This window comes from Acididesulfobacillus acetoxydans, from assembly GCF_902729405.1.
GTDB classification, from domain to species: domain Bacteria; phylum Bacillota; class Desulfitobacteriia; order Desulfitobacteriales; family Desulfitobacteriaceae; genus Acididesulfobacillus; species Acididesulfobacillus acetoxydans.
In genome coordinates, this window is sequence record NZ_LR746496.1 from 527828 (window position 1) to 551089 (window position 23262).

A 23262-nucleotide genomic window follows, 5' to 3' on the forward strand; every position below is an offset into this window, starting at 1 on the left:
AACAAGTGAAGTGAAGAAGAAGTGAGCAAAAGGTGCTGTGCGGTGGTAAAAGAAGGGGGCAATGGAGATGGCGGCAGAAGTAAGTGGGTCCAAAAATGAGGGATTCGTTAACGATCTGGCGAGCCGCCTGGGGGCACTGCCTTACGGAAAGTTCAGTACGCGGTGTCTGCAGTGCGGCCTCTGTGCTACGTCATGCCCAACCTGTGAAGTTATGGACTACTCGCCTCAAAGATTGTTCGCCGTGATTAAGGAGGGCAGAGAGAACGATGTCCTGGGGGCTAACACGATGTGGATGTGCACATCATGTTATAGTTGCAAGGTCATCTGTCCATACGGCATTGCCATAGCTGACATGATGCACGACCTTAAATACTTGGCCATTCGAACGGGAAAGTGCGAGTCGGCACAGGCACAATTCTATCTGAGCTTCTGGCGGGAGGTATATCTGCGAGGGAGATCGTTTGAAACCGGTGTACTGTTCGGTTTTTACCGCCGGCGGGGAAGAACAGGCCTTAAGGAGGCCTTGGGGCGGAGACGATTGGGGTTTAAGATGCTTTCACGCAAGCGGATCAGCCTCATTCCGCCGCGGAGCGTCAAAGATCCCGAAGCACTGCAAAGAATAATTACAAAGGCTAAAATAATGCAGAACCGAGGCGAAGTGTAATGCGCATGAGCTATTATCCCGGTTGTTCAATGGAGAGTATCGCCGTATCTTATGCCAAGTCGCTTCTTGCTGCAGCCGAAGCGCTTGGACTGAGATTGGAGGAAATCCCGGACTGGAATTGCTGCGGCGCTTCTATCGCATCCGGCGTTGCCGGTGGTTTTGTTCAGCAAGTGTTAGTGGCCAGGAACCTGGCCTTGGCGGAAGAGATGAAACAGGACGTGCTGGTAGCTTGCAGCTCCTGCTATTTGAATCTTGCGACTGCGAATTTGCGTCTGCAAGAGGACAGCGTATATGCCGGACGGGTGAATAAGGCGTTGGCTGTCGGAGGTTTGCATTATTCGGGGAGCGTTCGAGTCAAGCGGGCAATCGATGTCATGCTGGGGGAGATCGGCCCTGGGAGGATTGAAGGTCGGGTGCAAGTGCCCTTAAAGGGACTGAAAGTCGCCGGGTACGTCGGCTGCCAAACGATGCGGGCCCATCCGGGAGATTTCGATCAGGCCGAAAGTCCGAAGGCGCTGGATAGGCTCATCCGGGCGCTTGGTGCAGAAAACGTAAACTTTGCCCGGCAGACTACCTGCTGCGGGAGTTCGCACGTGGTTCCAGCCTCTGAGGTTGTGACGGGCCAAGTTAAAGAAATTTTGGCTTCCGCCGTTGAAGCGGGGGCGGATATTATCGTTACGCTCTGTCCCCTTTGCCAGCTTAACTTAGAAACGCACCAAGAGAAAGTCAATGAGAAGTTCGGCACGGGCTATGAGATTCCGGTCCTCTTCTTCACCCAGTTGATGGCTTATGCCTTCGGGCTGCCCCCGAACACTTGGGGTTTCGAGCATATGCTTGTATCGCCGAAGATGCCGGCGCCTGCGTCCGCCTAGGCCCCAGCGGGCTCAGAGATCGTCAATGAACTCCTGGGGAAGCTTCTTAATCAATAACACCGGTATCATAGACTTTGTCAGCATTTCGTGGGCCAGGCTGCCAAAGAGCAGGCCTTTTAAGGAAGTGAGACCCCGTGTACCCATAATAATCAATTCACATTTATTTTTCTTGGCAAATTCAAGAATTGCGTCAACAGTGTCGCTAATACTTGCACCCGCGGGGATTACCTCGTGGGTGACTTTGAGTCCGCGTTCGGTAAATATCCGCACCGTTTTGGCGCGTATCTCGTCATAGAGCTTGTTGGTAAGGGCATCGGACTCATCAATGACGCGTTCCCTTAAGTCGGGACTGGGTGTTGTGGGCCAAGTATTGAGCCAACTGTATTCCAAGTCCGGCGCGTGCTGAGCTGCCTCTCTGGTCTGGACGACGGTTAAACTCATACTGGGCATGTTCTTGAGCAGGGTGGCCGTATAGACAGCCGCGGAAAAAGACTGGGCGGAGCCGTCCGAATAGAGAAGAACCTTGGTCTCAAGAGAGCCTGTCATATAGAAATACCCTCCTCCTGCGTGTATCCTCGCTCATATTATAACACAACTTGCGGGGTACTCCGGCGGTATTTTTAACTCCTTCGTGCGCAAGACTGAAGGCGGGTGTGACGAACACTGGGAGAACGAATTCATGTTCGGGGAGAAGTATTATATAAGTCGGTGAAGTATTATATAAGCCAATGATCAAGTATTATATAAGCCTATAAGGTGAAGAATATAAAGAACATAAAGAAAACATATGGGGGATCAAGGAGAAAAGCATGGTTAAATTCGTCGCTGTCCGCGGAATTCGCCATGCTCTTTTTGATTCGCTGGCATATCTTTCCTTGCCTTGATAATTTCCTTCAATTAATGTATAATAAATGGGTTAAAGGTATATTTTGGGAGGGGCACGCCTTGCAGGATGTTAACTTAGACATGCAGCCGAGTTATAACGCGGAACAGATCGAAGTATTGGAAGGATTAGAGGCGGTCCGAAGGCGCCCCGGCATGTACATCGGAACCACCGGCAGCCGGGGGTTGCACCATCTGGTCTATGAAATCGTAGACAACAGTATTGACGAGGCCTTGGCGGGGTTTTGCGACAAGATCGCGGTGACGATTAACCGTGACGGCAGCGTGACTGTCGTTGATAACGGGCGCGGGATCCCGGTAGACATTCACCCGAAGCTCGGCAAGCCGGCCGTCGAAGTTGCTCTCACGGTCCTGCACGCGGGTGGGAAGTTCAGCGGCACCGCCTATAAAGTTTCCGGCGGACTGCATGGGGTGGGTTTGAGCGTGGTCAATGCTCTCTCCAAGTGGTTGATTGCCGAGGTCCGAATGAACGGTAATGTCTACCGCCAAGACTATGCTCAGGGGAAGCCGACGGGCCCGCTGAAAACAGTGAGCAAAGACGAGAGTCTCGGCTCCGGGACTAAGATAACCTTTTACCCGGACCCGGAGATTTTTGAGGACATAACTTTTCAGTTTGAAACTCTGGTTCACCGCCTGCGCGAATTGTCCTTTCTCAATAAGAGCGTGGCCATTACCCTCTTGGACGAAAGAACGGATACGCGCGAAGCTTTCTTTCATACCGGCGGGATTGAGGACTTTGTTCGTTATCTGAACAAGAATAAAGATTGTCTGCACGCAAAGCCCATTTACTTTGAAGGAGAGAAAGACACCACTCAAGTGGAAGTCGGCCTTCAATATAATGACGGTTATACGGAAAACCTGCTCTCTTACGCCAACAACATCAATACCCAGGAGGGCGGCACTCACGAGGCAGGTTTCAAAGCTGCTCTGACTCGGGTTATCAACGACTACGCTCGCAAATACAACCTGATCAAGGGCCAGGAAAACAACTTGTCCGGCGAGGACATCCGGGAAGGGCTCACCGCTGTGGTCGCCGTGAAGGTTCGGGAACCGCAGTTTGAAGGCCAGACCAAGACCAAGTTGGGCAACAGTGAAATTCGTTCCATTGTCGAGTCGGTCACAGCGGATGGTCTCAACACCTTTTTGGAAGAAAACCCCGCCGTAGCTAAGAAGGTTTTGGAGAAGGCCCTTCAGGCGGCGCGGGCCCGGGACGCGGCCCGCAAGGCGCGGGAACTCACCCGGCGCAAGAGCGCCTTGGAGAGCACCTCTCTGCCCGGCAAACTGGCGGACTGTTCCTGGAAGGAACCGGAACTGTGCGAGATGTACCTGGTGGAAGGAGACAGCGCCGGCGGTTCGGCAAAACAGGGACGGGACCGGCGCTTTCAGGCCATTCTGCCCTTGCGTGGGAAGATTCTTAACGTGGAAAAGGCAAGGCTGGACAAAGTTTTGGCCAATGAAGAAATAAGGGCCATGATTACGGCCATGGGGACGGGAATTTCCGACGAATTTGACTTAGGCAAAGCCCGTTACCACAAAATCATCATCATGACAGATGCCGACGTAGACGGAGCCCACATCCGGACCCTTCTGCTCACGTTTTTCTACCGCTATATGAGATCGCTTATCGAAAACAACTATGTCTATATAGCCCAACCGCCTTTATTCAAGGTCAAGAAGGGAAACAAGATTACTTATGCCTATGATGACGATGAACTGAAAAAGGTGCTGGAGACTGTTGGACGGGAAAAGGCTGAGATCCAGCGCTATAAAGGCTTGGGCGAGATGAATCCGGAACAGCTCTGGGAAACGACGATGGACCCGGCCAAGCGCACGATCCTCCAGGTAAACATGGAAGACGCAGTGCTGGCGGACGAGTTGTTCACCATTCTCATGGGTGACAAGGTCGAACCAAGGCGCGAATTCATTCACGAACACGCTCATGAGGTCCGGAATTTGGATATCTAGAATAAAAGGAGTGCTCGTCTATGTCCCTCGAAATGCAGGGAGGAAAAGTCCTGCCGGTAGAGATTTCCAATGAGATGAAACGGTCCTATATTGATTATGCCATGAGTGTCATCGTCGGCCGGTCGCTTCCTGATGTGCGGGACGGTCTCAAGCCGGTCCACCGTCGCATCCTCTATACCCTTCATGAACTGGGGATGACACCCAACAAGGCCTATTCTAAATCCGCCCGCTTGGTCGGGGATTGTATGGCCAAATTCCACCCTCATGGTGATGCCGCGATTTATGATGCCGTTGTGCGCATGGCCCAGGGGTTTTCCAGCCGTTATCCTTTGATCGACGGGCACGGTAATTTCGGTTCGGTCGACGGAGATTCGGCTGCGGCCATGCGCTACACCGAATTGAGAATGTCCAAGCTGGCCCCGTACATGTTGGCCGATCTGGACAAAGAAACCGTCGATTTCGTACCGAACTATGACGAAAAGGAAGAGGAGCCCACCGTTTTACCGGCTAAGTTTCCCAATCTTTTGGTCAACGGTTCCGCGGGGATAGCCGTGGCCATGGCGACGAACATTCCTCCCCACAACCTAGGGGAGGTCATTCAAGGAACAGTCGCCTTGATTGACAATCCGGATCTCACCCTGGATGGACTTATGAACTGGATCAAAGGTCCCGATTTTCCCACCGGGGGCATTATCATGGGCACAGAGGGCATAAAAAGCGCCTACTCGACCGGAAGAGGAAATGTCAGAACCCGGGCCAGGGCAGCTATTGAACCGATGGAGAAATCGGGCAAGAACCGGATAGTCGTTACGGAAATTCCTTTCTTGGTCAACAAAGCGAAGCTCGTCGAGCGAATCGCCGAGTTGGTGCGAGAGAAAAGACTGGACGGGGTCACAGACCTCAGGGATGAGTCGGACCGGACCGGGATGCAGATCGTCATCGAACTGAGGCGCGATGTAAATCCGCAGGTAATTCTGAATCAGCTTTACAAGCATACGTCTATGGAGGAATCGTTTGGCATTACCCTCCTCGCTCTTGTGGACGGCAAGCCGAAGGTCCTGAACCTGAAGGAAATTCTGCATCTCTTCATCGAGCATCAGAAAGAAGTCATTGTTCGGCGCACCCGTTACGATCTGAACAAAGCGGAGGCCGAAGCCCATATCCTGGAGGGTTTGCGCATCGCCCTGGACCATATCGACGAAGTGATTTCCACCATTCGCTCCTCAGCGGATGAAGGGGATGCCAAGGAAAACTTGATGAGCCGTTTCGGCTTGAGCCAAAAACAGGCACAAGCCATCGTCGATATGCGACTGAAGCGGCTGACGGGTTTGGAGAGGGAGAAGCTCGAAGAGGATTATCAGGAACTTCTCAACAAAATAGCGTATTTCCGGGCGGTTCTGGCTTCCGAGAAAATGGTGCTGGAGATCATCAAAACAGAGTTAAACGAGATCAAAGAGAAATTCGGCGATGAAAGGCGGACCAGGATCTCCTTTGCAGACAGCAATGTGAAAATTGAGGACCTAATTGAAGAAGAAGATGTTGTCATCACGGTGACTCATGACGGCTATATCAAACGCCTGCCTTTAAATACGTACAAGAGCCAACGGCGGGGTGGCAAAGGGGTTCACGGGATGGCCACCAAAGAAGAGGATTTTGTTGAACACTTATTCATCACCTCCACTCATCACTATCTTCTCTTCTTTACCTCACGGGGCAGAATGTTCCGGCTCAAGGCTTACGAGATACCCGAAGCGAGCCGCACGGCCAAGGGGACGGCAATCGTCAACCTGCTCAGCGTCAATTCGGATGAAACGATCACGGCGGTCTTGTCGGTGAAAGAGTTTACCGCAGAGTGCCTGATCTTCATGGCCACAAAACAGGGGATTGTCAAACGGACCCGGCTCTGCGAGTATAATTCATCCCGGCGTGACGGACTCATCGCTTTAAATCTTGACGAAGGGGACGAGTTGATTGGAGTGCGCTTGACCAAGGGCGAGGAGGACATCATCCTGGCTACTGCCGCGGGCTTGTGTATTCGTTTTCCTGAGGCGGACGTCAGGGAAATGGGCCGCACGGCTCGGGGGGTAAAAGGGATTACGCTGGCGGCCGGAGATGTGGTTGTGGGTATGGATGTGGCCGGCGAGAGCGGAGACCTTCTCACGATGACTGAGAACGGCTATGCCAAACGGAGCAACCTGACGGAATACAGGGCACAGGGGCGCGGCGGTAAAGGATTGATCGGGATGCGCGTCACCGCCAAAACCGGTCGCTTGGCAGGGGTTAAAGTGGTGCAGCCTGAGGATGAATTGATGGTGATCACGAATGACGGACTGATTACCCGCCAGGAGGTCGCCGGCATCTCCAAGCAGGGGCGGACGGCCCAAGGGGTTATGGCCATGCGCACGGACGAGGGTAAAGTCGTGGCCATAGCTAAAGTCGTCAATAAGGAAGAGGACGGCGAAACACTCGAAGCCCCGGAAGTGCCGGAAGTGCCCGATGACGGGCTCGAACAGTAAATTGACAAACTTTTACCCAGGTGTTACGATGACTTTAAATGCGACACTGGTGGCAATGAGGAGGATACAAAATGTCGGAAATCGGTTCTTGGAAGGTTAAGACCGGACTGGCGGAGATGCTTAAGGGCGGGGTCATTATGGATGTGACAACCCCAGAACAAGCTAAAATAGCGGAGGAAGCCGGGGCTTGCGCCGTGATGGCCTTAGAGCGGGTTCCTTCAGATATCCGGGCTGCCGGCGGGGTGGCTCGGATGGCGGACCCAACGATCATTCAAAGGATCATGGAGGCAGTCAGCATTCCGGTTATGGCCAAGGCGCGCATAGGCCACTTCGTCGAGGCACAAATCCTTGAGGCTTTGGGAGCAGACTACATTGACGAAAGTGAAGTTTTAACCCCGGCCGACGACATGTACCACATCGATAAGCACGCCTTTAAGGTTCCTTTCGTGTGCGGGGCCCGGAATTTGGGTGAGGCCTTGCGCAGGATCGGCGAAGGGGCGGCTATGATCCGGACTAAAGGTGAGCCGGGCACGGGGAATGTGGTGGAAGCGGTACGTCACATGCGCACAGTCATGAGTGACATTCGCAAACTGACGACCATGCCCAAAGAGGAACTGATGACTGCGGCCAAGGAGATGGGTGCACCATATGATTTGGTCGTCTACGTAGCGGAGAACGGCAAGCTTCCGGTCGTGAATTTTGCGGCCGGCGGCATCGCCACACCGGCCGACGCGGCGCTGATGATGCAATTGGGGGTGGACGGGATTTTCGTCGGCTCGGGTATTTTCAAATCGTCTGATCCAAAAGCGAGGGCCAAGGCGGTCGTTCTGGCGACGACCCATTTTAACGATCCCAAGACGCTGGCGGACATTTCCAAGGACTTGGGAGAGGCGATGCCCGGATTGGAAATCTCGACGATCGCCGAAAACCAGCGGATGCAGGAACGGGGCTGGTAACCGGTGCAAGGGAAAGTCGGAGTTCTTGCTTTGCAAGGGGCGTTTCGCGAACATCGTTTCGCGCTGGAAAGTCTGGGCTGTGACGTAACGGAAGTGCGCAAGCCCTCGGACCTGGAAGGGGTTCAAGGCTTAGTTTTACCCGGCGGGGAGAGCACCGCCATGGCGAAACTGTTGCAAAGTGACGGCTTAGGGGACAGAATTAAGCAACTGGCGGCTAAGGATCTGCCTCTGTTCGGAACGTGTGCCGGGATGATCTTGCTGGCCAAGGATATAGACGGCAGCGACCAGTACCGCTTGGGGCTGATGGATGTCACTGTGAGGCGCAATGCCTTCGGGCGCCAAATTGCCAGCTTTGAAACAGATTTGAGCGTTCCGGCCCTTGGCAGTCATCCTGTGCGGGCCGTTTTCATCCGGGCGCCGTACGTCGCCAAAGTGGCCCCGAACGTAGGGATCTTGGCGGAACATGAGGGGAAAATAGTTTTCATACGCCAGGGCAACATGCTGGCCAGTGCTTTTCATCCCGAACTTACCCCGGATAAGCGGGTACATGAGTACTTTTTGAAGATGGTCTCAGAGTACCGGTGAATTTCAACGCCGGAGTATCACTGTCGGGGGAGTACGCGGGGCCCGCTCTCATTTGTGTAAGCTTGCGGAAGTGGGAGTCTTACGATTGGAGCAAGCGCAGGCAGTGGCGGACTTGCTTAGGAGACCTGGGGTGTAGCTTGTGAATTACATGGAGGGGTTGCTGTGTTAGATCTGAAGTTTGTACGCAGCCATCCGGACGCAGTCAAAGAGGCGTTGCGAAAACGTAACGCTTCCGTTAGTTTGGATGAATTTTTGCAAAAGGAAGAAGAGCGGCGCAAACTGCTTTTCCGGGTGGAAAGTCTGAAAAGCCGGCGCAATTCTGTTTCCGAGGAAGTCGGCCGCCTTAAAAAGAAGGGTGGCGATGCCGAGAACCTGATTGTGGAGATGAGGCAGGTCGGGCAGACGATCAAAGAGATGGAAGAGGAGCTTGGCGGAATTGAGCGGGAAATGGAGACGGTCCTCTACGGGATCCCCAATATCCCGCACGAGAGCGTTCCGGTGGGTCCGGACGAAAGTGCCAACGTGCAGGTCCGCTCTTGGGGAACGCCTCGAAAATTCGAATTTACTCCCCGTGCTCACTATGACATAGGCGAAGGGCTGGACATTTTGGATTTTGCCCGAGCGGGAAAGGTGACGGGGGCGCGTTTTACTTTTTACAAAGGATTGGGCGCCAAATTGGAACGGGCCCTGATTAGTTTTATGCTGGACAGGCATACGGCCAAAGGATATTTGGAGATTCTGCCGCCCTATATGGTGCACCGGAATTCCATGGTCGGAACCGGGCAGCTGCCAAAATTCGAAGAGGATGCCTTCAAAGTGGCGGGAACGGAGTATTTTCTCATCCCTACAGCGGAAGTGCCGGTGACCAATCTCTACCGTGACGAGATTCTCGACGGGCAGAAGCTGCCGCTTTATCATTGTGCCTACAGCGCCTGTTTTCGCTCTGAGGCCGGGTCGGCGGGCAGAGACACACGGGGTCTCATCCGCCAACACCAGTTCAACAAAGTGGAACTGGTCAAGTTTTCTCTTCCGGAAGATTCCTATTCCGAGTTGGAAAAACTGACCCGTGATGCGGAGAGTATTTTGCAGGAGTTGGGCTTGCCTTATCGGGTCATGGCCCTGTCGACCGGGGATTTGGGTTTCACGTCGGCCAAGACCTATGACCTGGAGGTTTGGCTGCCTAGCTTCAACCTTTATCGCGAAATCTCATCCTGCAGCAATTTCGAAGATTTTCAGGCGCGCAGGGCCAACATTCGCTTTCGCAGGGAAGCCAAAGGCAAGCCGGAGTACGTGCATACTCTCAACGGAAGCGGTCTGGCGGTCGGCCGGACGGTCGCGGCTGTTCTGGAGAACTATCAGGAAGAAGACGGACGGGTACGGGTGCCCAAAGCTTTGCAGCCTTACATGGGTGTGGAATATATCGGCTGACCAAGAGGCTTAGCCGCATGCTCCCGGCTTCAGCCGGCTTTAGTCCTGGGGGGGGGTTCAGCGAACCGTTCCAAGACAGTTATCGAACCCGGAGGCAATGGACGTGTCAACTCATATAAAAATCTTACCCAGAGGCAATAGATTGTAAATTAGCCGGGAATGTGCTATAATCCAATCTGGTTGTCTATCCGGAGGGGTGTCCGAGCGGTTTAAGGAGCCGGTCTTGAAAACCGGTGACCCCGCAAGGGGCCGTGGGTTCGAATCCCACTCCCTCCGCCAGGTTCGATATTCGAGGTTCGAGACTCGGGGTTCGAGATTCGAGATTCGAGATTCGAGATTCGGGGTTCGAATGAGAGTCGCTATGCGACAGCGGCTCTTCGCTGCTGCGGAGCTCCTAGCTTATGATGATCTTGTGGGCATGTCGGATTTTGCTTCTGTGGTTATGCCCCTGTTAAGGCCGTCAAAACTTGTCGATCAGGGGACGGGGGACGGGGGAAAAGCGCGCGGCGAAGTCAACAGTCTGCGCTCGTGGCTCAGCTGGATAGAGCGTCTGACTACGAATCAGAAGGTCGGGGGTTCGAATCCCTCCGAGCGCACCATATGGCCTCGTAGCTCAGGTGGATAGAGCGGGGGTTTCCTAAACCCTGTCTTGCGGGGGTTCGAGTCCTCCCGGGGCCACCATCAAAATTCCCACGAGGTGAACATGCGCCACGAGGATTGGATGCGTTTGGCGTTGGCGGAGGCCAAGCTAGCGGCCGCGGAGGGCGAAGTTCCGATCGGTGCTCTGATCGTTTCGGAGAACAAAGTGCTCGCTCGGGTGCACAACAAAAAAGAACAGGCACAGGATCCCACGGCCCATGCCGAGATTCTCGCGATCCGCGGGGCGTCGGCAGTACTGGGGACTTGGCGGCTGGAGCGGGCGACCCTTTATGTCACCCTAGAACCGTGCGCCATGTGTGCGGGAGCTATTATTCAGGCCCGCTTGGCCCGCTTGATCTTTGGGGCGCCGGACGGCAAAGGCGGTGCTGCCGGCTCCGTCATGAACGTGCTGGACGTGAACCGCTGGAACCATCGGGTCGAGGTGCTGGGCGGGATTCTGGAGGCAGAGTGCGGGGAGGTTCTGAAAGATTTCTTTCGCCGGAAGCGCTGAGAGGGCTGAGACTTTGGCAGGAGGGGGTACGTGGGACCCACTCCCGCTTGTAGAAGTGGGAGTCTTACGTTTTGGATACAGTTAATTATTCGGAGAAGTACCCAAGTGGCTGAAGGGTCCGCACTCGAAATGCGGTAGGCCTGGTTTTGCCGGGCGCAAGGGTTCAAATCCCTTCTTCTCCGCCATCATGGAGCTGCTAATTTTAAAGATTGGCAGCTCCTGCCATTTTAAGCGGCAAAGATTTCTGAATGATTTTGGAAAGCGCGGTACGTGGAACCGACGCCCACTTGTAGAAGTGGGCGTCTTACGACTTTGGATAGATTCTTGTAAAATGTATATAATAGTGTCATAATGATGTACATAGAAGGAGGCGAGGATTATGCCCCAGATAAGGCCGATTACTGATTTAAGAAATACCAATGAGATTTCTGACCTTGCCCATGCCAAGAAAGAACCTATATTCATAACGAAAAATGGTTACGGTGATTTAGTTGTTATGAGCATTGAAACTTTTGATTCCATGCTGGAGGATCGTGAACTCGACGCGGCTATCGCGGGGGCCGAAGCCGAGTATACTTCCGATGACCAGCTCATAGATGCGAGAGAAGCTTTGTCGAGCTTAAAGAGAAAGCACTTTGGAAAATAAATATTCCGTAAAGTTACTGCCTCGTGCATACTGCGATTTGGACGGCATATACGAATATATCGCTGAAACGCTGAGAGAGGCAGGCATCGCCGCTAAATTGATTGACTCGTTTGAGGAAGCGATTTTGAGTCTGGAAAGTATGCCGCGGCGGGGAGCGTTGAGAAAAACCGGTGCTTATGCCAATAAGGGATATCGCCAGCTTTTCGTGGGTCATTTTACTGTGGTATACCGTGTTGCTGAAGCAAAAAAGAGAGTTCTTGTTGTTACAATACGATATTCGAAAAGCCAGTTTTAAGAGGACGAGCTGCTAATTTTAAAGATTGGCAGCTCCTGCCATTTTCGGCGGCAAAGATTTCTGAATGATCTTGTGAGTTCGGTCACCGATTTTTCTTCCCTCCCGATCCAAGTCACCCGAACCTATAACAGCCGTGCCGCCCCGGCGGGCATGGGTGTCACCGGCCTCTTCGGACAAAGGAGAGCCTCTGGCCGTGAGCCTCAACCATGTCGTTGGTGGAAGGGGCAATGTGTGGTATTATTATCACGACAATGCCCATGGGGACCTGGTGGCGGTAACGGACGGGCAGGGCAACGTCTGCCTGCAGTATGTCAATGATCCGTACGGGAACATGATCTCCGTAAAGGATGGCAGTGGCACCATAATGGAGAAGCGGCATAATAGGCTGAAGGGGAGAAGGGAAAGCTATGGATGAAGATTGCGTCAACTATGTCAAGAATTATGCGGACAGGACCGGGCGCGTCGTAGAGGAATACGAAGCGAGTATCGCCTGCAACATCGATGCCGAGTACCTCAAGAGTACGAAGTGGCCTGACCGGCTGGCGGATAGGATAGCGGCTTTCGGCGGCAGTTGGAAATTCATTATCCTTTTTAGCCTGTTTCTGCTGTCCTGGGTCATTTTGAATTCGGTCCGCTTTTTCTGGCATTTTGATCCTCCTCCCTTTATTCTGCTCAATCTCGTCCTTTCTTTCATAGCGGCTTTTCAGGCACCGATCATTATGATGAGTCAGAACAGGCAGGCGGCCCGGGACAAACACGAGTCCGTGGTCGATTTCGCCATCAATTACAAGGCTGAAAGGGAAGTTGACGATATGCAGAGCCACCTGCACAGAATCGAAGCCCAGATAGCGGAGATTAGAGAGTTGTTAAACGCGAAGCACGACGGGGTGCCCTGAAAAGGCGAGCGGATATCCGCGGGGTGACGCGGGATGTCCGTGGGGCGGGGGACATCCGCGGGGTGATTGGAGGCCGGCGCTTCTTGGCCCGCAGACACCGTGCCTGGTGCATTGCGGGTCCATGATGAAGAGTCAGTGGATTGTTTTTTGGGTTGACTTATCGGCCCAACTCGCTTATAATTCATTTTGCGACTTAAATTCTATATTTTTGATATCGACACTCGCGGAGAGATGGCTGAGTTGGTCGAAGGCGCTCGCCTGGAAAGCGAGTACATGGGGCAACCTGTGTCGAGGGTTCGAATCCCTCTCTCTCCGCCACGCTTTTGCAGCCTGAGTATCCGACTTTGGCTTTTTCTTTTATTTTTCTTTATGGTATAATAAATTTGACCGTGCTAGACGGGGAGTTAGCGGTTCCTTGCACCCGCAATCCGCTGGAGCGGGGTGGAATTCCAGAGGAAGGGCAGCGCTTGTAGAGCAGTCCCGGACAGGCCGTGATGAGGCTTTGGGCTTGCGCAACAGGACTCTTCGAACTGTGTCAGGTCCTGACGGAAGCAGCACTAAGGAGTACGTCCCGTGTGCCGCAAGGGTGCCGGGGCCGAGCGGCCGGTTCAGGTAACGTCTGGAAGCGTCTGTTCGACTGATGGTGCACGGTCATTAATTAATTATGAGGGAAAGGTGGTCTAGTACCATCTTTTTAGCTATTCGGGCCACCTCCCGTTCGCGGCTGAGAGATTTAGCGACCGGACGCAAATTAAATACGGTGCGCTCGGCTTACCGACCCTTATCGATATACAGGGGCTTATCGATGCACTCAGGGAGCAGAAGCGGCGTCCGGATCGGCCGCCGGGACGGTGGCTCTGCGCGCGAATCCGGAGGGAACGGGCAGAGGGCGAACGGCTGGGTGTGGGGTATACGCTGCCTTGAGCAGCAGCGGGTTCCGGCTGTGAACGAGCGCAGAATTCAGCCGGCGACAGGTGTGTGAGATTTTCCGAAGGTGGAGAAATCATGTCTTCATATATTGCCCTTTATCGTGAATGGCGGCCCCGGACCTTCGGGGAGATCGTCGGACAGCAGCATGTCAGCGGGACGTTGGTCAACGCACTCAAGCTGAACAAGATTGCGCACGCTTACTTGTTCAGCGGGCCCAGGGGGACGGGAAAAACGACCACGGCTAAGATTCTGGCCAAAGCGTTGAATTGCGAACAGCCAAAAGGGGTTGAACCGTGCAATCAATGCCCGTCGTGTCAAAGCATTGACCAAGGGAATTCGCTGGACGTGCTGGAAATAGACGCGGCTTCCAACCGCGGGATCGACGAAATCCGGGATTTGCGGGAAAAGGTGAATCTGGCGGCAGCCGGCGGTCGCTACAAGGTTTACATAATAGACGAAGTACACATGCTGACGACCGAGGCGTTTAACGCTTTACTCAAGACCCTTGAGGACCCCCCCCGGAGTGTCGTGTTTGTATTGGCGACCACGGAAGCGCACAAAATACCTCTGACCATTTTGTCCAGGGTTCAACGCTTTGAATTTCAACGCATCCCGATAGCGGATATAGAGCGGCGGCTGCGGGAGGTGTGTTTGGCCGTCGGCCGCGCGGACGTCGAGCCCGAGGCTTTGAGGCTGATCGCCCGCCAGTCGGAAGGAGGGCTGCGTGACGCTCTCAGCATTTTGGATCAGTGCCTGCTCTCGGAAGGACCACTCGGTGTGGAGCAGATTTATCAGAGTTTGGGCATGGTCGGTGAAACGTTTAGCGCAGATTTGATCGATGCCCTCTTGGCTGGGGACTATGCCGCCGCTTTGCGAACGATGTCGGCCGGGGTGGACCTGGGTCGTGATCCCAGGGAGATCCTGCGCGAACTTCTCGCGTATTTAAGGGAAATGCTACTGTGTCTGGCCACCGGTCAGGAAGCCCCGGTTGCCCAACATCTGCGCGGGAGAATGGCTGCTCAAAGCCGGGCAGCGGGCATGGCCAAAATGTTGGACTGGATTGGGATTTTGCTGCAGGGGGACAGCCAGTTGAAATACGCCGGGAATGCGCGGTTGGCGGCTGAACTGCTGCTCGTTCAAACCATCTACGAAGGGGAAAACCGCGTCTCGGCCCGCACTCAGGAAATCGGACAGAGGGTAGATAAGCTGGAAGAGGAGATAGTCCGGCTCCGCGCTTCTATGTCCGGGGGAACGCTTGGCAACGGACTGGGCGCCGGTTGGGCGAAAGCGGCCGGGCAGGGCAGTATCGGGAAAAGGGAACCTGCCGTTAAAAAAAGCGGAGCCCCCGCGGGAGAGATTCACGGAGAAGAGCAGGCGGCTTCACCTTCCGCACGAGGGGAGCCCGGGTTTTCCGGGGTCACTCTGGAGACGGTTAAGGCCCGTTGGGCCGAGGTCTTAGAGGGGGTGCGCAAACTCAAGAAGTCCACCCATGCCTTCCTCTTGGAAGGGGAACCCGGGGATCTGCAGGGCAACATCCTGACGCTTGTTTTCAAAGAAGGGTTTTCTTTCCACAGGGATAAAATTGACCGGCCCGAGAACCGGCAGACTGTGGAAAGGGTGTTGGCAGAATTATTTGGCAGCCCGTTTTCCTTGCAAAATAGAATGGAAGGGGAGTTCCGGCGCCGGGCGGCCGAGCCCGCGGGGACCGTGGGTGCGGGAGTGGAGGCCAAGACCAAAGGGCCGAACGGTACGGGCAAATTCAATAACCGCTGTCAAGGCGGGGGTGAAGCCGTGTCTGCGGCAGAAGTAGGGGCTGAGGCCGAACCTCTGATTAAAACCGGGAGTGAAGCGAAGCCCCCGGGCCAAAGAAAAGCAGAAGGTGAATCCGGTGTCAATGGGGCACTCAGCCCGGAAGATGTGGTGCGGAAAGCACTTGATCTTTTCGGGGAGGACTTAGTAGTGGTTAAGGAATAGGGAAAATGGGCGCCGGACTGTACAAGCTGAGCGAACCGCTCGGGCGGAAAGCTATTTTCAGGCTAGGAAGTGAACTCGTTCAACTAAAGTTGAAGTGAAGGAGCGTGTTTCGAATGAGTTTTAAAGGCGGAATGGGCGGTGGCGCCAATATGGGCCAAATGTTAAAACAGGCCCAGAAATTGCAAGAGAACATGGCGCGGGCTCAAGAGGAGCTGCAGACGCGCACGGTGGAGGCATCCGCCGGGGGCGGCGTTGTTCAAGTCGTGGTCAGCGGGAAGATGGAGCTTGAAGGATTGACGATCAAGCCGGAAGCGGTTGACCCCGAGGACGTGGAAATGTTGGAAGACATGGTCAAAGCGGCGGTTAACGAAGGGCTGCGCAAAGCGCAGGAAATGGTGAGCACAGAAATGGGTAAGCTGACCGGGGGACTCAAGATCCCGGGGCTTTTCTGAGCCATGAATTTCCTGTCATATCCCAGACCCCTGGCAGACCTGATAACGGCGCTCTCGCGCCTGCCCGGGATTGGCCCCAAGACGGCCGGACGCCTGGCTTTTTATCTCTTACAGGAGCCGGAGGCGGCAGAGGCGCTGGCTCAAAGCATCCGGGCGGCGAAAGAGGAAATCAGGCAGTGTTCCCTGTGCTGTAATTTTACAGACAGCGATCCTTGTGCCCTTTGTCAAAGCGACCAGCGCGACCATTCGCTGCTGTGTGTGGTCGAACAGCCGCGCGATGTGGCCGCCCTGGAGAAGACGGGGGAGTATAAAGGCCTTTACCACGTCCTGCACGGAACTCTGTCGCCGATGGAAGGGATAGGGCCGGATCAGCTCAGGATTAAGGAGTTGTTGGGACGTCTCGAGGGCGTCAAAGAAGTGGTTATGGCTGTGAATCCCACAGTGGAAGGGGAGACGACCGCGCTCTACCTGTCCCGTCTCCTCAAGCCCATGGGTATTTTGGTCACCCGCATCGCCCACGGCTTGCCGGTCGGGGGGGATCTGGAGTATGCGGATGAAGTGACGATCGCGCGGGCCTTGGAAGGGCGCAGACAGCTTTAGTTTTAGCTGAGGCCATGGTTCTGACTTGTCCCACGGCTGCATAGGATGAAGCAGAAGGATGAGGAGGGAGTCTCATGACCTTGGTCTTTTTAGGGCTGTTCATTGTTTTGTTAGTCCTTATCGGACGCTCTGCTTTGAAAAAACCGGGCCTGATTCTGCGCTTGGCGATTCATGTCCTGGGCGGAATCGTCGGGTTATGGCTTTTTGATATCTTGCTCAGTCTTGTCGGTTTCGAAATACCGATTAACCCCTTCACAATAGTGCTGGTGGGGTTTCTCGGTTTTCCAGGGGTCCTGGCGCTATCGGCTTTGCAGATATTCAAGGTTTAAAGGTCTAAGTGAGGCTGGTGTATAGATGTCGTTTTTCCGCAAGAAACGCACGAATCAAAAAGGATAGGCGGAACTTGCGAAAAATGTTTAGATTTGTGGTATAATGAATTGTGCAATTAGAGACGTTCAGAAAGCGTGACTTCTTGAAGAACTCATCCATGTCGTAGGATTAAATGGCGAATATTTGCACAAGAGGTTCGCAACCGTTCGGCGAACCCTATTTATTTTATACGCAACAAAATACGCAACAAACGGGACGGGGGCGGGATACATTATCCCTGATGCGGGAACATGTGGGGGGCCGAGATAGTGGAGGCAATTAAGAAGAGGACTATTTACCATGATATATTCCATTGGAAGGATTTTCGTTTGAAGGTTTTTGTCGAAGGCAGTATTATCGGCCTATTGGCCGGAATTGTAACGGTAATGTTTCGGTATTCATTGGAAGCGGCGGGGACTCTCCGCGGTCAGATATACGGCTATCTGAAAACAGGCGGCATGATACCTATCGTGGCTTGGTTTATAGTTCTTATTCTAATCGGTGTAATCGTTGGTCTCATTGTCAGGCGCGATCCCATGGCCCGTGGTAGCGGTATTCCGGAAGTAGAAGGAATATTGGCCGGACAATTGAAAATGAAGTGGCCCAGTGTCATTGTTTCGAAATTTGTCGGAGGCGTATTAGCGATCGGGGCAGGTTTATCTCTGGGACGTGAGGGTCCCTCCATTCAGCTGGGAGCCGCAGTGGGCCAGGGGTTCAGCCGCTTGCTGGGCAGAAGGCGGATGGAAGAAAAATACTTAATAACCAGCGGGGCCAGTGCCGGCTTAGCGGCCGCTTTTAACGCCCCTCTGGCGGGCGCCATTTTTGCCTTAGAGGAAGTGCATAAGACTTTTTCCCCGGCAATTTTAATGTCGGCCGTAGCGGCTTCGCTTACTTCCGATTTTGTCACGGAATGGGTTTTCGGGATGAAGCCGATTTTCGCTTTTCCCGCTCTCGCAGTGCTGCCTTTCCGCTATTACGGCTACCTCATAGGTTTGGGTGTAATCACCGGGCTCTTCGGAGTTTTGTTCAACCGGACTTTGGTTAAAACCTTAAACACTTATGATGCCATATCCTTTCTGCCGCGCAGCTTGCTGCCCGTTTTACCTCTCCTCGCCGGCGGTCTGCTGGGCTTGGTGCTGCCGCAAACGTTGGGTGGGGGGCATGAACTCATTAACTCTTTGGCCCGGATCCATTTCAGTCTGATGATGCTGATCGTTTTGGTCGTGGTTAAGTTCGCTTTCACTATGATTAGCTACGGGTCAGGGGTGCCGGGAGGAATCTTTCTGCCCTTATTGGTGGTCGGTGCTTTAACCGGCGATATCTACGGACATCTTATTGTGGCTTATTTTTCCGCCAATCCTCAGTATGTTACGAACTTCATCGTCTTGGCCATGGCGGCCTATTTTGCCGCGATTGTTAAAGCACCCATTACGGGCAGTATTCTTATTACGGAAATGACAGGCTCTTTCCAACATTTATTGGCCTTGATCGCTGTTTCCATGACGGCCTATATCGTTACGGATGTGTTAAATTCCAAACCCATCTATGAAGAATTACTGGAGCGGGTTTTGACCAAGAAAGGGAAACGGAACCCGTCGCTGGGGGCAGAGGGGAAGAGCCCAGCTGGGGGGAAACAAGTCATTACGGAGGTTGCCGTTTGTTTGGGGTCGCAACTTGAAGGAAAGAGAATAAAAGACGTGTCTTGGCCGGCACATTCTCTGATTGTGAGCATCCGCAGAGGTGATGAGGAAATCATACCCAACGGCAATACTCGGATTTTGGCCGGAGACAACATGTACACGCTTGTGGATGAAGCACGGCTGGGGGAGGTAAAAGCGGTGTTTCGGCATTTGGCGGGTGAGCCGGACGCCTGAGCGAGGCGCGCCCGGGCAGCGGGGGAAAGTTTCGTTAGGTGCTGATATGGAGCGGGGGTGAATAGGGCCCTGCCCGCCCAGTACCACGTGCATAGGTCAGGCAAGCAAGCAGAAAGTCTAAGTTTTCGGGGTACCCTCTTTTTGGGGGTACCCCTTTCGCCGCACCGAATTCGGTTTGGGTGTATAAGGGAGGGGGGGCAGAGGAAGACTAAGCCGGATAGGGGGGATTGGATGCGCAGTCTGTTTAGCATGTTGAAAGACCTTACGGTGAGGCCGAAAGAGCGCAGGACCCGGGCTACTCCCCCTTTGCCGGCCGAAGAGGACTGGTCCAAACCTTTGTCCGCCCAAAAGGTGCGCAGCCTTTTGAATAAAAGCAGCGATATCATTTTCCGCGAGTTTACTTTACGCGGCAAAGAGGAAGTCACCTGTCTTTTGGTTTATGTGGACGGCCTAACAGACAAGTATATCATTGATCATTATCTCCTGAAAATCCTGATGGTGGATTTCAACGGGGAGCCGCAGCTCAGCCGGGTCACGGCGGACAATGCGCTGGATACGGTCTTTAAATTTCTGGCCCCGGCCAGTGAGGCTAAGAAAATCAAAGAGTTGGGCGAAGCCCTGGATTCGATCCTGGGGGGAGATGCCGTCCTCTTTTTTGGGGAATATCCCCAGGCCATGGTCATCGGGGTGCGCAATTGGCCGAACCGAGGCGTATGGGAACCTGAGACTGAGGCAGTGGTGCGGGGCCCGAGGGAAGGGTTTACCGAAACTCTGCGCACGAACACCACGCTTCTGCGCCGGAAGATCAAACATCCCGCCTTCCGTTTGATTTCCCTCAAGATCGGTGAGTTGACGCGTACGGATGTGGTGGTGGCTTATATTGAAACTCTGGCCAAGCCGGATGTTGTCTCAGAGGTCCTGAAGCGCTTGAGCCGGATCAAGGTCGACGGGGTGCTGGAGTCGGCCTATATCGAAGAGATGATCGAAGATTATCCCTATTCTCCTTTTCCCCAGATCGCTTACACGGAACGCCCGGACGTCCTGGCGGCGGATCTGCTGGAAGGGAAAGTCGGAATCATCGTGGACGGCACTCCGATTGCGCTTACAGTGCCGGTGGTCTTGGCCCAGTTTCTTCAAGTGAGCGAAGACTATTATGAGAGGGCCATGATCGTCATCCTGATCCGGTTTATCCGCTATCTCGGGGTGGCGGTGGCTTTGCTCGCTCCCAGTATCTATATCGCCGTGACCACCTTTCACCAGGAGATTTTGCCCAGTAACCTGGCGCTGAGCATCGCGGCCGGCCGGGAGGGTGTCCCTTTTTCGGCGCTTTCCGAGGCTATGATGATGACCCTGGCTTTGGAGATCCTCATGGAAGCGGGGCTGCGCTTGCCGAAACCCATCGGTCAGACGATCGGGATTGTCGGAGCTTTGGTCTTAGGAGACGCGGCGGTCAAAGCCAGCCTGGTCAGCCCGCTCATGGTGATCATCATCGGGCTGACGGCCATCTCGGGTTATGCGATTCCTTCTTACGATCTGGGGATTGCCGTCCGTCTGATCCGGCTGCCTATGATGATCTTGGCGGGAACGATGGGTTTTTTTGGCTTGGGACTGGGGGTTTACGCCTTGCTCATTCACCTCTTGAGCTTGCGTTCTTTTGGTTACCCTTATATGAGTCCACTTGCTCCTTTGCGTTTGCGCGCTCTCCTGCAGGATACTTTTGTCAGAACGCCTAGGTGGGGGTTGAAACACCGGCCTCACCTGCTTGACGCGGACACTGACCGCAAGAAGCCGGGAGGTAAGCGCTGATGGAGAAGATTTCCGAGCATCAATTCACCATGGTGTGTGCGGCCGTTCTGCTGGGTACGACCTTTATCCCGGTGGGCCAGACGTCGGTGCAGGTCGCGGGCCGGGATGCCTATATGTCGGTTGTCTTGGTATATGGTTTAGCGATCCCCTGGGGTCTGATGATCTTGGCCATCACCCGGAACCATCCCGGCCAAAACCTCTTGGAGGTCACGGCTGCCCTCTTGGGGAAGTGGCCGGGGAAATTCCTGGCTTTGCTTTACACCGGGGCCGTCGGCTATTTAGGGATCCTGCTCCTGGCCAGGGTGGGCGATACCTTTCGCCGTTCGATCTTACCTCTCGTCCCAACTACGGTTATCATCGGCGGCATGATCCTCTTGGTGCTGATGCTGGCTTGGTCGGGGGTGGAAAACTTCGCCCGTTTTGCCGAGAGTGTTTTTCCCCTGGTGGTTTTTGGACTGCTCTTTACCATGGTCTTCTCCATTCCCCGCTTTGAGCCTGACGAATATCTTCCCATCCTGGAAAACGGAGTGATGCCTGTCATTTGGGGGGTAGCTAAACTTGCCTCTTACCCCATGGAATTCATTCTTTTCATGGCTGGGGCCATCACCTTTGTGCCCCGGGAAGATGAGGGGCGGCTCAAAAAAGGGCTCTGGCGGGCCAGCGTTTTCGTCGCTTTCATCCAGGGAGCCCTGACTTTCACGGAAGTGATGGTTTTCGGGCCGGAGGAGGCTATGCGCCTCAATTACGGCCTTTTGGCTTTGGGAAAAATGGTGGAGATTTCCCGGACGGTTTCCGGGATCGAGTCTCTTTTTTTGCTGATCTGGATGGGGGCCGAAATTATTAAGATCTGCGCTCTCTTTCTGGCGGCTTTCTGGGGAATCCGCCACCTGAGCGGCTGGAACAAAAATCTTTGGCTCTACTTGGGCTTGGCTTTGCTCTTTATGGCCGTGGCCGTACCCAGACCGGGTGGAACCGCTTTGGCTTTGCAGATCCTGCGCTTCGACGAATGGACGGTCCTGCCTCTGGCGGGATGCTGGATTCCTCTGCTCTTCCTTTTAAATGTCTGGAAAAGGAGGCGGAGACGCACATGAAAAGGCGGTTGCTCCTCGTCCTGGCCTTGATTCTTACTTTGTCCTTAGGCGGCTGTTGGGGGAAAGTCGAGGTCGACCAGCTGGGTTTTGTCTTGGCCATTGGGATCGACCCGGGGAGGAGCCCGGGCACTTATGATGTGACCTACCAGATGGGGCTGCCCAAAGCGAGCCAGGGGGGCGGCGGCAGCAACCTGGACAACATGACCCTGACCGTCCAAGCCCGGAGCATGCGCGAGAGCGTGCAGAAGGTCTACAATATCGCCAGCCGGCGGCCCTTTGTCGGTACGGTCAAAGTCATCGTCTTGGGTGAAGACTTGGCCAAAGAAGGAGTCAACAGGATTATCGACTTCTTCCAACGCTATTATGAATTCCGGCGCACGGTTTTTCTGGTACTTGCCCAAGGTAAAGCGTCTGACCTCCTCGACGTCCAAACTCAGCATGAGAAAATGCCGGCTCTCAGCCTGCAGGGGTTTATGCAAGAAGCGGGCTCGACTTCCACCTTTCCGGTGACGCGTTTGGGGCATTATCTGACGGTCCTGGGTTCGGGCATTGAAGCTCCCGTGATTCCCGTGGCCAACCCGCTCAAATCCGGGCAGGAAGGGGTCCGCTATCAGGCCAAGACGCCCGGGCAGGCCGAGGAGGTCCACGTAGGCGGGGCGGGGGTTCTGAACGGGGATAAGTTAGTCAGTATCCTGACGGAAGAGGAAACCAGAGGTTATATGTGGCTGCAAAATGAGGTGAAACATCGTTCTATTACGGCGGAGCTCCCGGGCCACAACGGGCAGTATTTCGCCAGTGCCCGGATTATCACGACTCATACGGCTTTTCGGCTGGAACCCGACGTGAACGGCGGCTACAGCCTGCACTACACAATTACGGGAAAATGGGATCTGGATGAATTTTACGGTCCGCAAAAACGTTTAACGCCGAGCGAGTGGCTGACTACAACTGCCCCTGTAGTCAACAAGGCGTTTACCCAGGTGATCCAACAGGAATGTGAGGCGGCTTTAAGGAAAAGCCGTGAGCTAAAATTGGATTTCTTGGGCATCGGAAGGATCATAGAGGAACAGAACCCGGCCTACTGGAAAGAAATTCGCAATCACTGGCAAGCCACTCTGCCCGATTTCCCGGTGACGGTCCATATCCGGATCGCGCCGGAAAACGCCGGTTCATCTTTTGCCCCTCCGACTAATCCTCCGGGTACGGGGCAAGACTAGAGGAAGGCGTTGAAGAAGAACATTGAAGAAGAACATTGAAGAAAAGCATTGACGGGATCCGACCGGGTGACGG

Annotated in this window: 21 protein-coding genes, 5 tRNA genes and 1 other RNA gene; 26 read left to right on the plus strand and 1 reads right to left on the minus strand. The window is 54.2% G+C overall.

Annotated elements, in window-relative coordinates:
- Nucleotides 1-67 precede the first annotated feature (67 nt).
- Complete coding sequence (locus MNU25_RS02255) at nt 68-664, plus strand: 4Fe-4S dicluster domain-containing protein (protein WP_240983600.1); 597 nt, start codon at nt 68-70, stop codon at nt 662-664.
- Between the two features lie 5 nt (nt 665-669).
- On the plus strand, nt 670-1536 hold the full coding sequence (locus MNU25_RS02260) for a CoB--CoM heterodisulfide reductase iron-sulfur subunit B family protein (protein ID WP_240983601.1): 867 nt from the start codon (nt 670-672) through the stop codon (nt 1534-1536).
- A gap of 12 nt (nt 1537-1548) precedes the next feature.
- Here MNU25_RS02260 and MNU25_RS02265 read toward each other — a convergent pair whose 3' ends face one another.
- Nucleotides 1549-2082 carry a universal stress protein gene (locus tag MNU25_RS02265; RefSeq protein ID WP_240983602.1) on the minus strand — a complete coding sequence of 178 codons (534 nt, stop codon included), beginning with the start codon at nt 2080-2082 and terminating at the stop codon, nt 1549-1551.
- 420 nt (nt 2083-2502) lie between these two features.
- On the opposite strand from MNU25_RS02265, the gene gyrB reads away from it, so the two are divergent.
- From gyrB to MNU25_RS02385, 24 genes are all read left to right on the plus strand, one after another.
- Nucleotides 2503-4404: a DNA topoisomerase (ATP-hydrolyzing) subunit B gene (gene gyrB / locus MNU25_RS02270; protein WP_240986695.1), complete on the plus strand. Its 1902-nt coding sequence runs from the start codon at nt 2503-2505 to the stop codon at nt 4402-4404.
- Between the two features lie 20 nt (nt 4405-4424).
- Nucleotides 4425-6920, plus strand: a complete 2496-nt coding sequence (gene gyrA / locus MNU25_RS02275) for a DNA gyrase subunit A (protein WP_240983603.1) — start codon at nt 4425-4427, stop codon at nt 6918-6920.
- A gap of 71 nt (nt 6921-6991) precedes the next feature.
- A complete protein-coding gene (gene pdxS / locus MNU25_RS02280; protein WP_240983604.1) occupies nt 6992-7876 on the plus strand; it encodes a pyridoxal 5'-phosphate synthase lyase subunit PdxS in 885 nt (294 codons plus the stop codon).
- 3 nt (nt 7877-7879) lie between these two features.
- Nucleotides 7880-8461, plus strand: coding sequence for a pyridoxal 5'-phosphate synthase glutaminase subunit PdxT (gene pdxT / locus MNU25_RS02285; RefSeq protein WP_240983605.1), 582 nt, complete (start codon nt 7880-7882; stop codon nt 8459-8461).
- Nucleotides 8462-8623: 162 nt separating this feature from the next.
- Nucleotides 8624-9889, plus strand: coding sequence for a serine--tRNA ligase (gene serS / locus MNU25_RS02290; protein ID WP_240983606.1), 1266 nt, complete (start codon nt 8624-8626; stop codon nt 9887-9889).
- A 190-nt stretch (nt 9890-10079) separates the two neighbouring features.
- Nucleotides 10080-10168: transfer RNA gene (locus MNU25_RS02295), tRNA-Ser, on the plus strand.
- Between the two features lie 243 nt (nt 10169-10411).
- Nucleotides 10412-10488, plus strand: a tRNA-Arg gene (locus MNU25_RS02300).
- Between the two features lie 3 nt (nt 10489-10491).
- Nucleotides 10492-10570 (plus strand) — tRNA-Arg (locus tag MNU25_RS02305).
- A 22-nt stretch (nt 10571-10592) separates the two neighbouring features.
- On the plus strand, nt 10593-11039 hold the full coding sequence (gene tadA / locus MNU25_RS02310; RefSeq protein ID WP_240983607.1) for a tRNA adenosine(34) deaminase TadA: 447 nt from the start codon (nt 10593-10595) through the stop codon (nt 11037-11039).
- A 91-nt stretch (nt 11040-11130) separates the two neighbouring features.
- A tRNA-Ser gene (locus MNU25_RS02315) sits at nt 11131-11224 on the plus strand.
- Nucleotides 11225-11418: 194 nt separating this feature from the next.
- Entirely contained in the window at nt 11419-11685 is a 267-nt protein-coding gene (locus MNU25_RS02320; RefSeq protein WP_240983608.1) for a type II toxin-antitoxin system Phd/YefM family antitoxin, read from the plus strand.
- The gene (locus MNU25_RS02325) at nt 11675-11980 is read left to right on the plus strand and encodes a type II toxin-antitoxin system RelE/ParE family toxin (RefSeq protein ID WP_240983609.1); all 306 of its coding nucleotides are present in this window, start codon (nt 11675-11677) and stop codon (nt 11978-11980) included. The genes MNU25_RS02320 and MNU25_RS02325 overlap by 11 nt, the downstream gene beginning before the upstream one ends.
- Nucleotides 11981-12173: 193 nt before the next feature.
- Nucleotides 12174-12395, plus strand: a complete 222-nt coding sequence (locus MNU25_RS02330; protein ID WP_240983610.1) for a hypothetical protein — start codon at nt 12174-12176, stop codon at nt 12393-12395.
- A complete protein-coding gene (locus MNU25_RS02335; RefSeq protein ID WP_240983611.1) occupies nt 12388-12876 on the plus strand; it encodes a DUF1003 domain-containing protein in 489 nt (162 codons plus the stop codon). The genes MNU25_RS02330 and MNU25_RS02335 overlap by 8 nt, the downstream gene beginning before the upstream one ends.
- Nucleotides 12877-13101: 225 nt before the next feature.
- Nucleotides 13102-13194: transfer RNA gene (locus tag MNU25_RS02340), tRNA-Ser, on the plus strand.
- Between the two features lie 69 nt (nt 13195-13263).
- Nucleotides 13264-13527: signal recognition particle sRNA large type (ffs, locus tag MNU25_RS02345), an RNA gene on the plus strand.
- Between the two features lie 354 nt (nt 13528-13881).
- The gene (dnaX, locus tag MNU25_RS02350; protein ID WP_240983612.1) at nt 13882-15780 is read left to right on the plus strand and encodes a DNA polymerase III subunit gamma/tau; all 1899 of its coding nucleotides are present in this window, start codon (nt 13882-13884) and stop codon (nt 15778-15780) included.
- Between the two features lie 113 nt (nt 15781-15893).
- The gene (locus MNU25_RS02355; protein ID WP_240983613.1) at nt 15894-16232 is read left to right on the plus strand and encodes a YbaB/EbfC family nucleoid-associated protein; all 339 of its coding nucleotides are present in this window, start codon (nt 15894-15896) and stop codon (nt 16230-16232) included.
- Between the two features lie 3 nt (nt 16233-16235).
- Nucleotides 16236-16832 carry a recombination mediator RecR gene (gene recR, locus MNU25_RS02360; protein WP_240983614.1) on the plus strand — a complete coding sequence of 199 codons (597 nt, stop codon included), beginning with the start codon at nt 16236-16238 and terminating at the stop codon, nt 16830-16832.
- A 74-nt stretch (nt 16833-16906) separates the two neighbouring features.
- Complete coding sequence (locus MNU25_RS02365; RefSeq protein ID WP_240983615.1) at nt 16907-17161, plus strand: pro-sigmaK processing inhibitor BofA family protein; 255 nt, start codon at nt 16907-16909, stop codon at nt 17159-17161.
- 309 nt (nt 17162-17470) lie between these two features.
- Nucleotides 17471-19075, plus strand: a complete 1605-nt coding sequence (locus MNU25_RS02370; RefSeq protein WP_240983616.1) for a ClC family H(+)/Cl(-) exchange transporter — start codon at nt 17471-17473, stop codon at nt 19073-19075.
- A 231-nt stretch (nt 19076-19306) separates the two neighbouring features.
- Nucleotides 19307-20881: a spore germination protein gene (locus tag MNU25_RS02375; RefSeq protein ID WP_240983617.1), complete on the plus strand. Its 1575-nt coding sequence runs from the start codon at nt 19307-19309 to the stop codon at nt 20879-20881.
- Nucleotides 20881-21972 carry a GerAB/ArcD/ProY family transporter gene (locus tag MNU25_RS02380; RefSeq protein WP_240983618.1) on the plus strand — a complete coding sequence of 364 codons (1092 nt, stop codon included), beginning with the start codon at nt 20881-20883 and terminating at the stop codon, nt 21970-21972. The genes MNU25_RS02375 and MNU25_RS02380 overlap by 1 nt, the downstream gene beginning before the upstream one ends.
- Complete coding sequence (locus MNU25_RS02385) at nt 21969-23189, plus strand: Ger(x)C family spore germination protein (RefSeq protein WP_240983619.1); 1221 nt, start codon at nt 21969-21971, stop codon at nt 23187-23189. The genes MNU25_RS02380 and MNU25_RS02385 overlap by 4 nt, the downstream gene beginning before the upstream one ends.
- Nucleotides 23190-23262: the final 73 nt, after the last annotated feature.

Coding starts and splice junctions, on each gene's coding strand:
- MNU25_RS02255 (WP_240983600.1), top strand. CDS start 68: ATGGCGGCAGAAGTAAGTGGGTCCAAAAATGAGGGATTCGTTAACGAT.
- MNU25_RS02260 (WP_240983601.1), top strand. CDS start 670: ATGAGCTATTATCCCGGTTGTTCAATGGAGAGTATCGCCGTATCTTAT.
- MNU25_RS02265 (WP_240983602.1), bottom strand. CDS start 2,082: ATGACAGGCTCTCTTGAGACCAAGGTTCTTCTCTATTCGGACGGCTCC.
- gyrB (WP_240986695.1), top strand. CDS start 2,503: ATGCAGCCGAGTTATAACGCGGAACAGATCGAAGTATTGGAAGGATTA.
- gyrA (WP_240983603.1), top strand. CDS start 4,425: ATGTCCCTCGAAATGCAGGGAGGAAAAGTCCTGCCGGTAGAGATTTCC.
- pdxS (WP_240983604.1), top strand. CDS start 6,992: ATGTCGGAAATCGGTTCTTGGAAGGTTAAGACCGGACTGGCGGAGATG.
- tadA (WP_240983607.1), top strand. CDS start 10,593: ATGCGCCACGAGGATTGGATGCGTTTGGCGTTGGCGGAGGCCAAGCTA.
- MNU25_RS02320 (WP_240983608.1), top strand. CDS start 11,419: ATGCCCCAGATAAGGCCGATTACTGATTTAAGAAATACCAATGAGATT.
- MNU25_RS02335 (WP_240983611.1), top strand. CDS start 12,388: ATGGATGAAGATTGCGTCAACTATGTCAAGAATTATGCGGACAGGACC.
- dnaX (WP_240983612.1), top strand. CDS start 13,882: ATGTCTTCATATATTGCCCTTTATCGTGAATGGCGGCCCCGGACCTTC.
- MNU25_RS02355 (WP_240983613.1), top strand. CDS start 15,894: ATGAGTTTTAAAGGCGGAATGGGCGGTGGCGCCAATATGGGCCAAATG.
- recR (WP_240983614.1), top strand. CDS start 16,236: ATGAATTTCCTGTCATATCCCAGACCCCTGGCAGACCTGATAACGGCG.
- MNU25_RS02365 (WP_240983615.1), top strand. CDS start 16,907: ATGACCTTGGTCTTTTTAGGGCTGTTCATTGTTTTGTTAGTCCTTATC.
- MNU25_RS02375 (WP_240983617.1), top strand. CDS start 19,307: ATGCGCAGTCTGTTTAGCATGTTGAAAGACCTTACGGTGAGGCCGAAA.
- MNU25_RS02380 (WP_240983618.1), top strand. CDS start 20,881: ATGGAGAAGATTTCCGAGCATCAATTCACCATGGTGTGTGCGGCCGTT.
- MNU25_RS02385 (WP_240983619.1), top strand. CDS start 21,969: ATGAAAAGGCGGTTGCTCCTCGTCCTGGCCTTGATTCTTACTTTGTCC.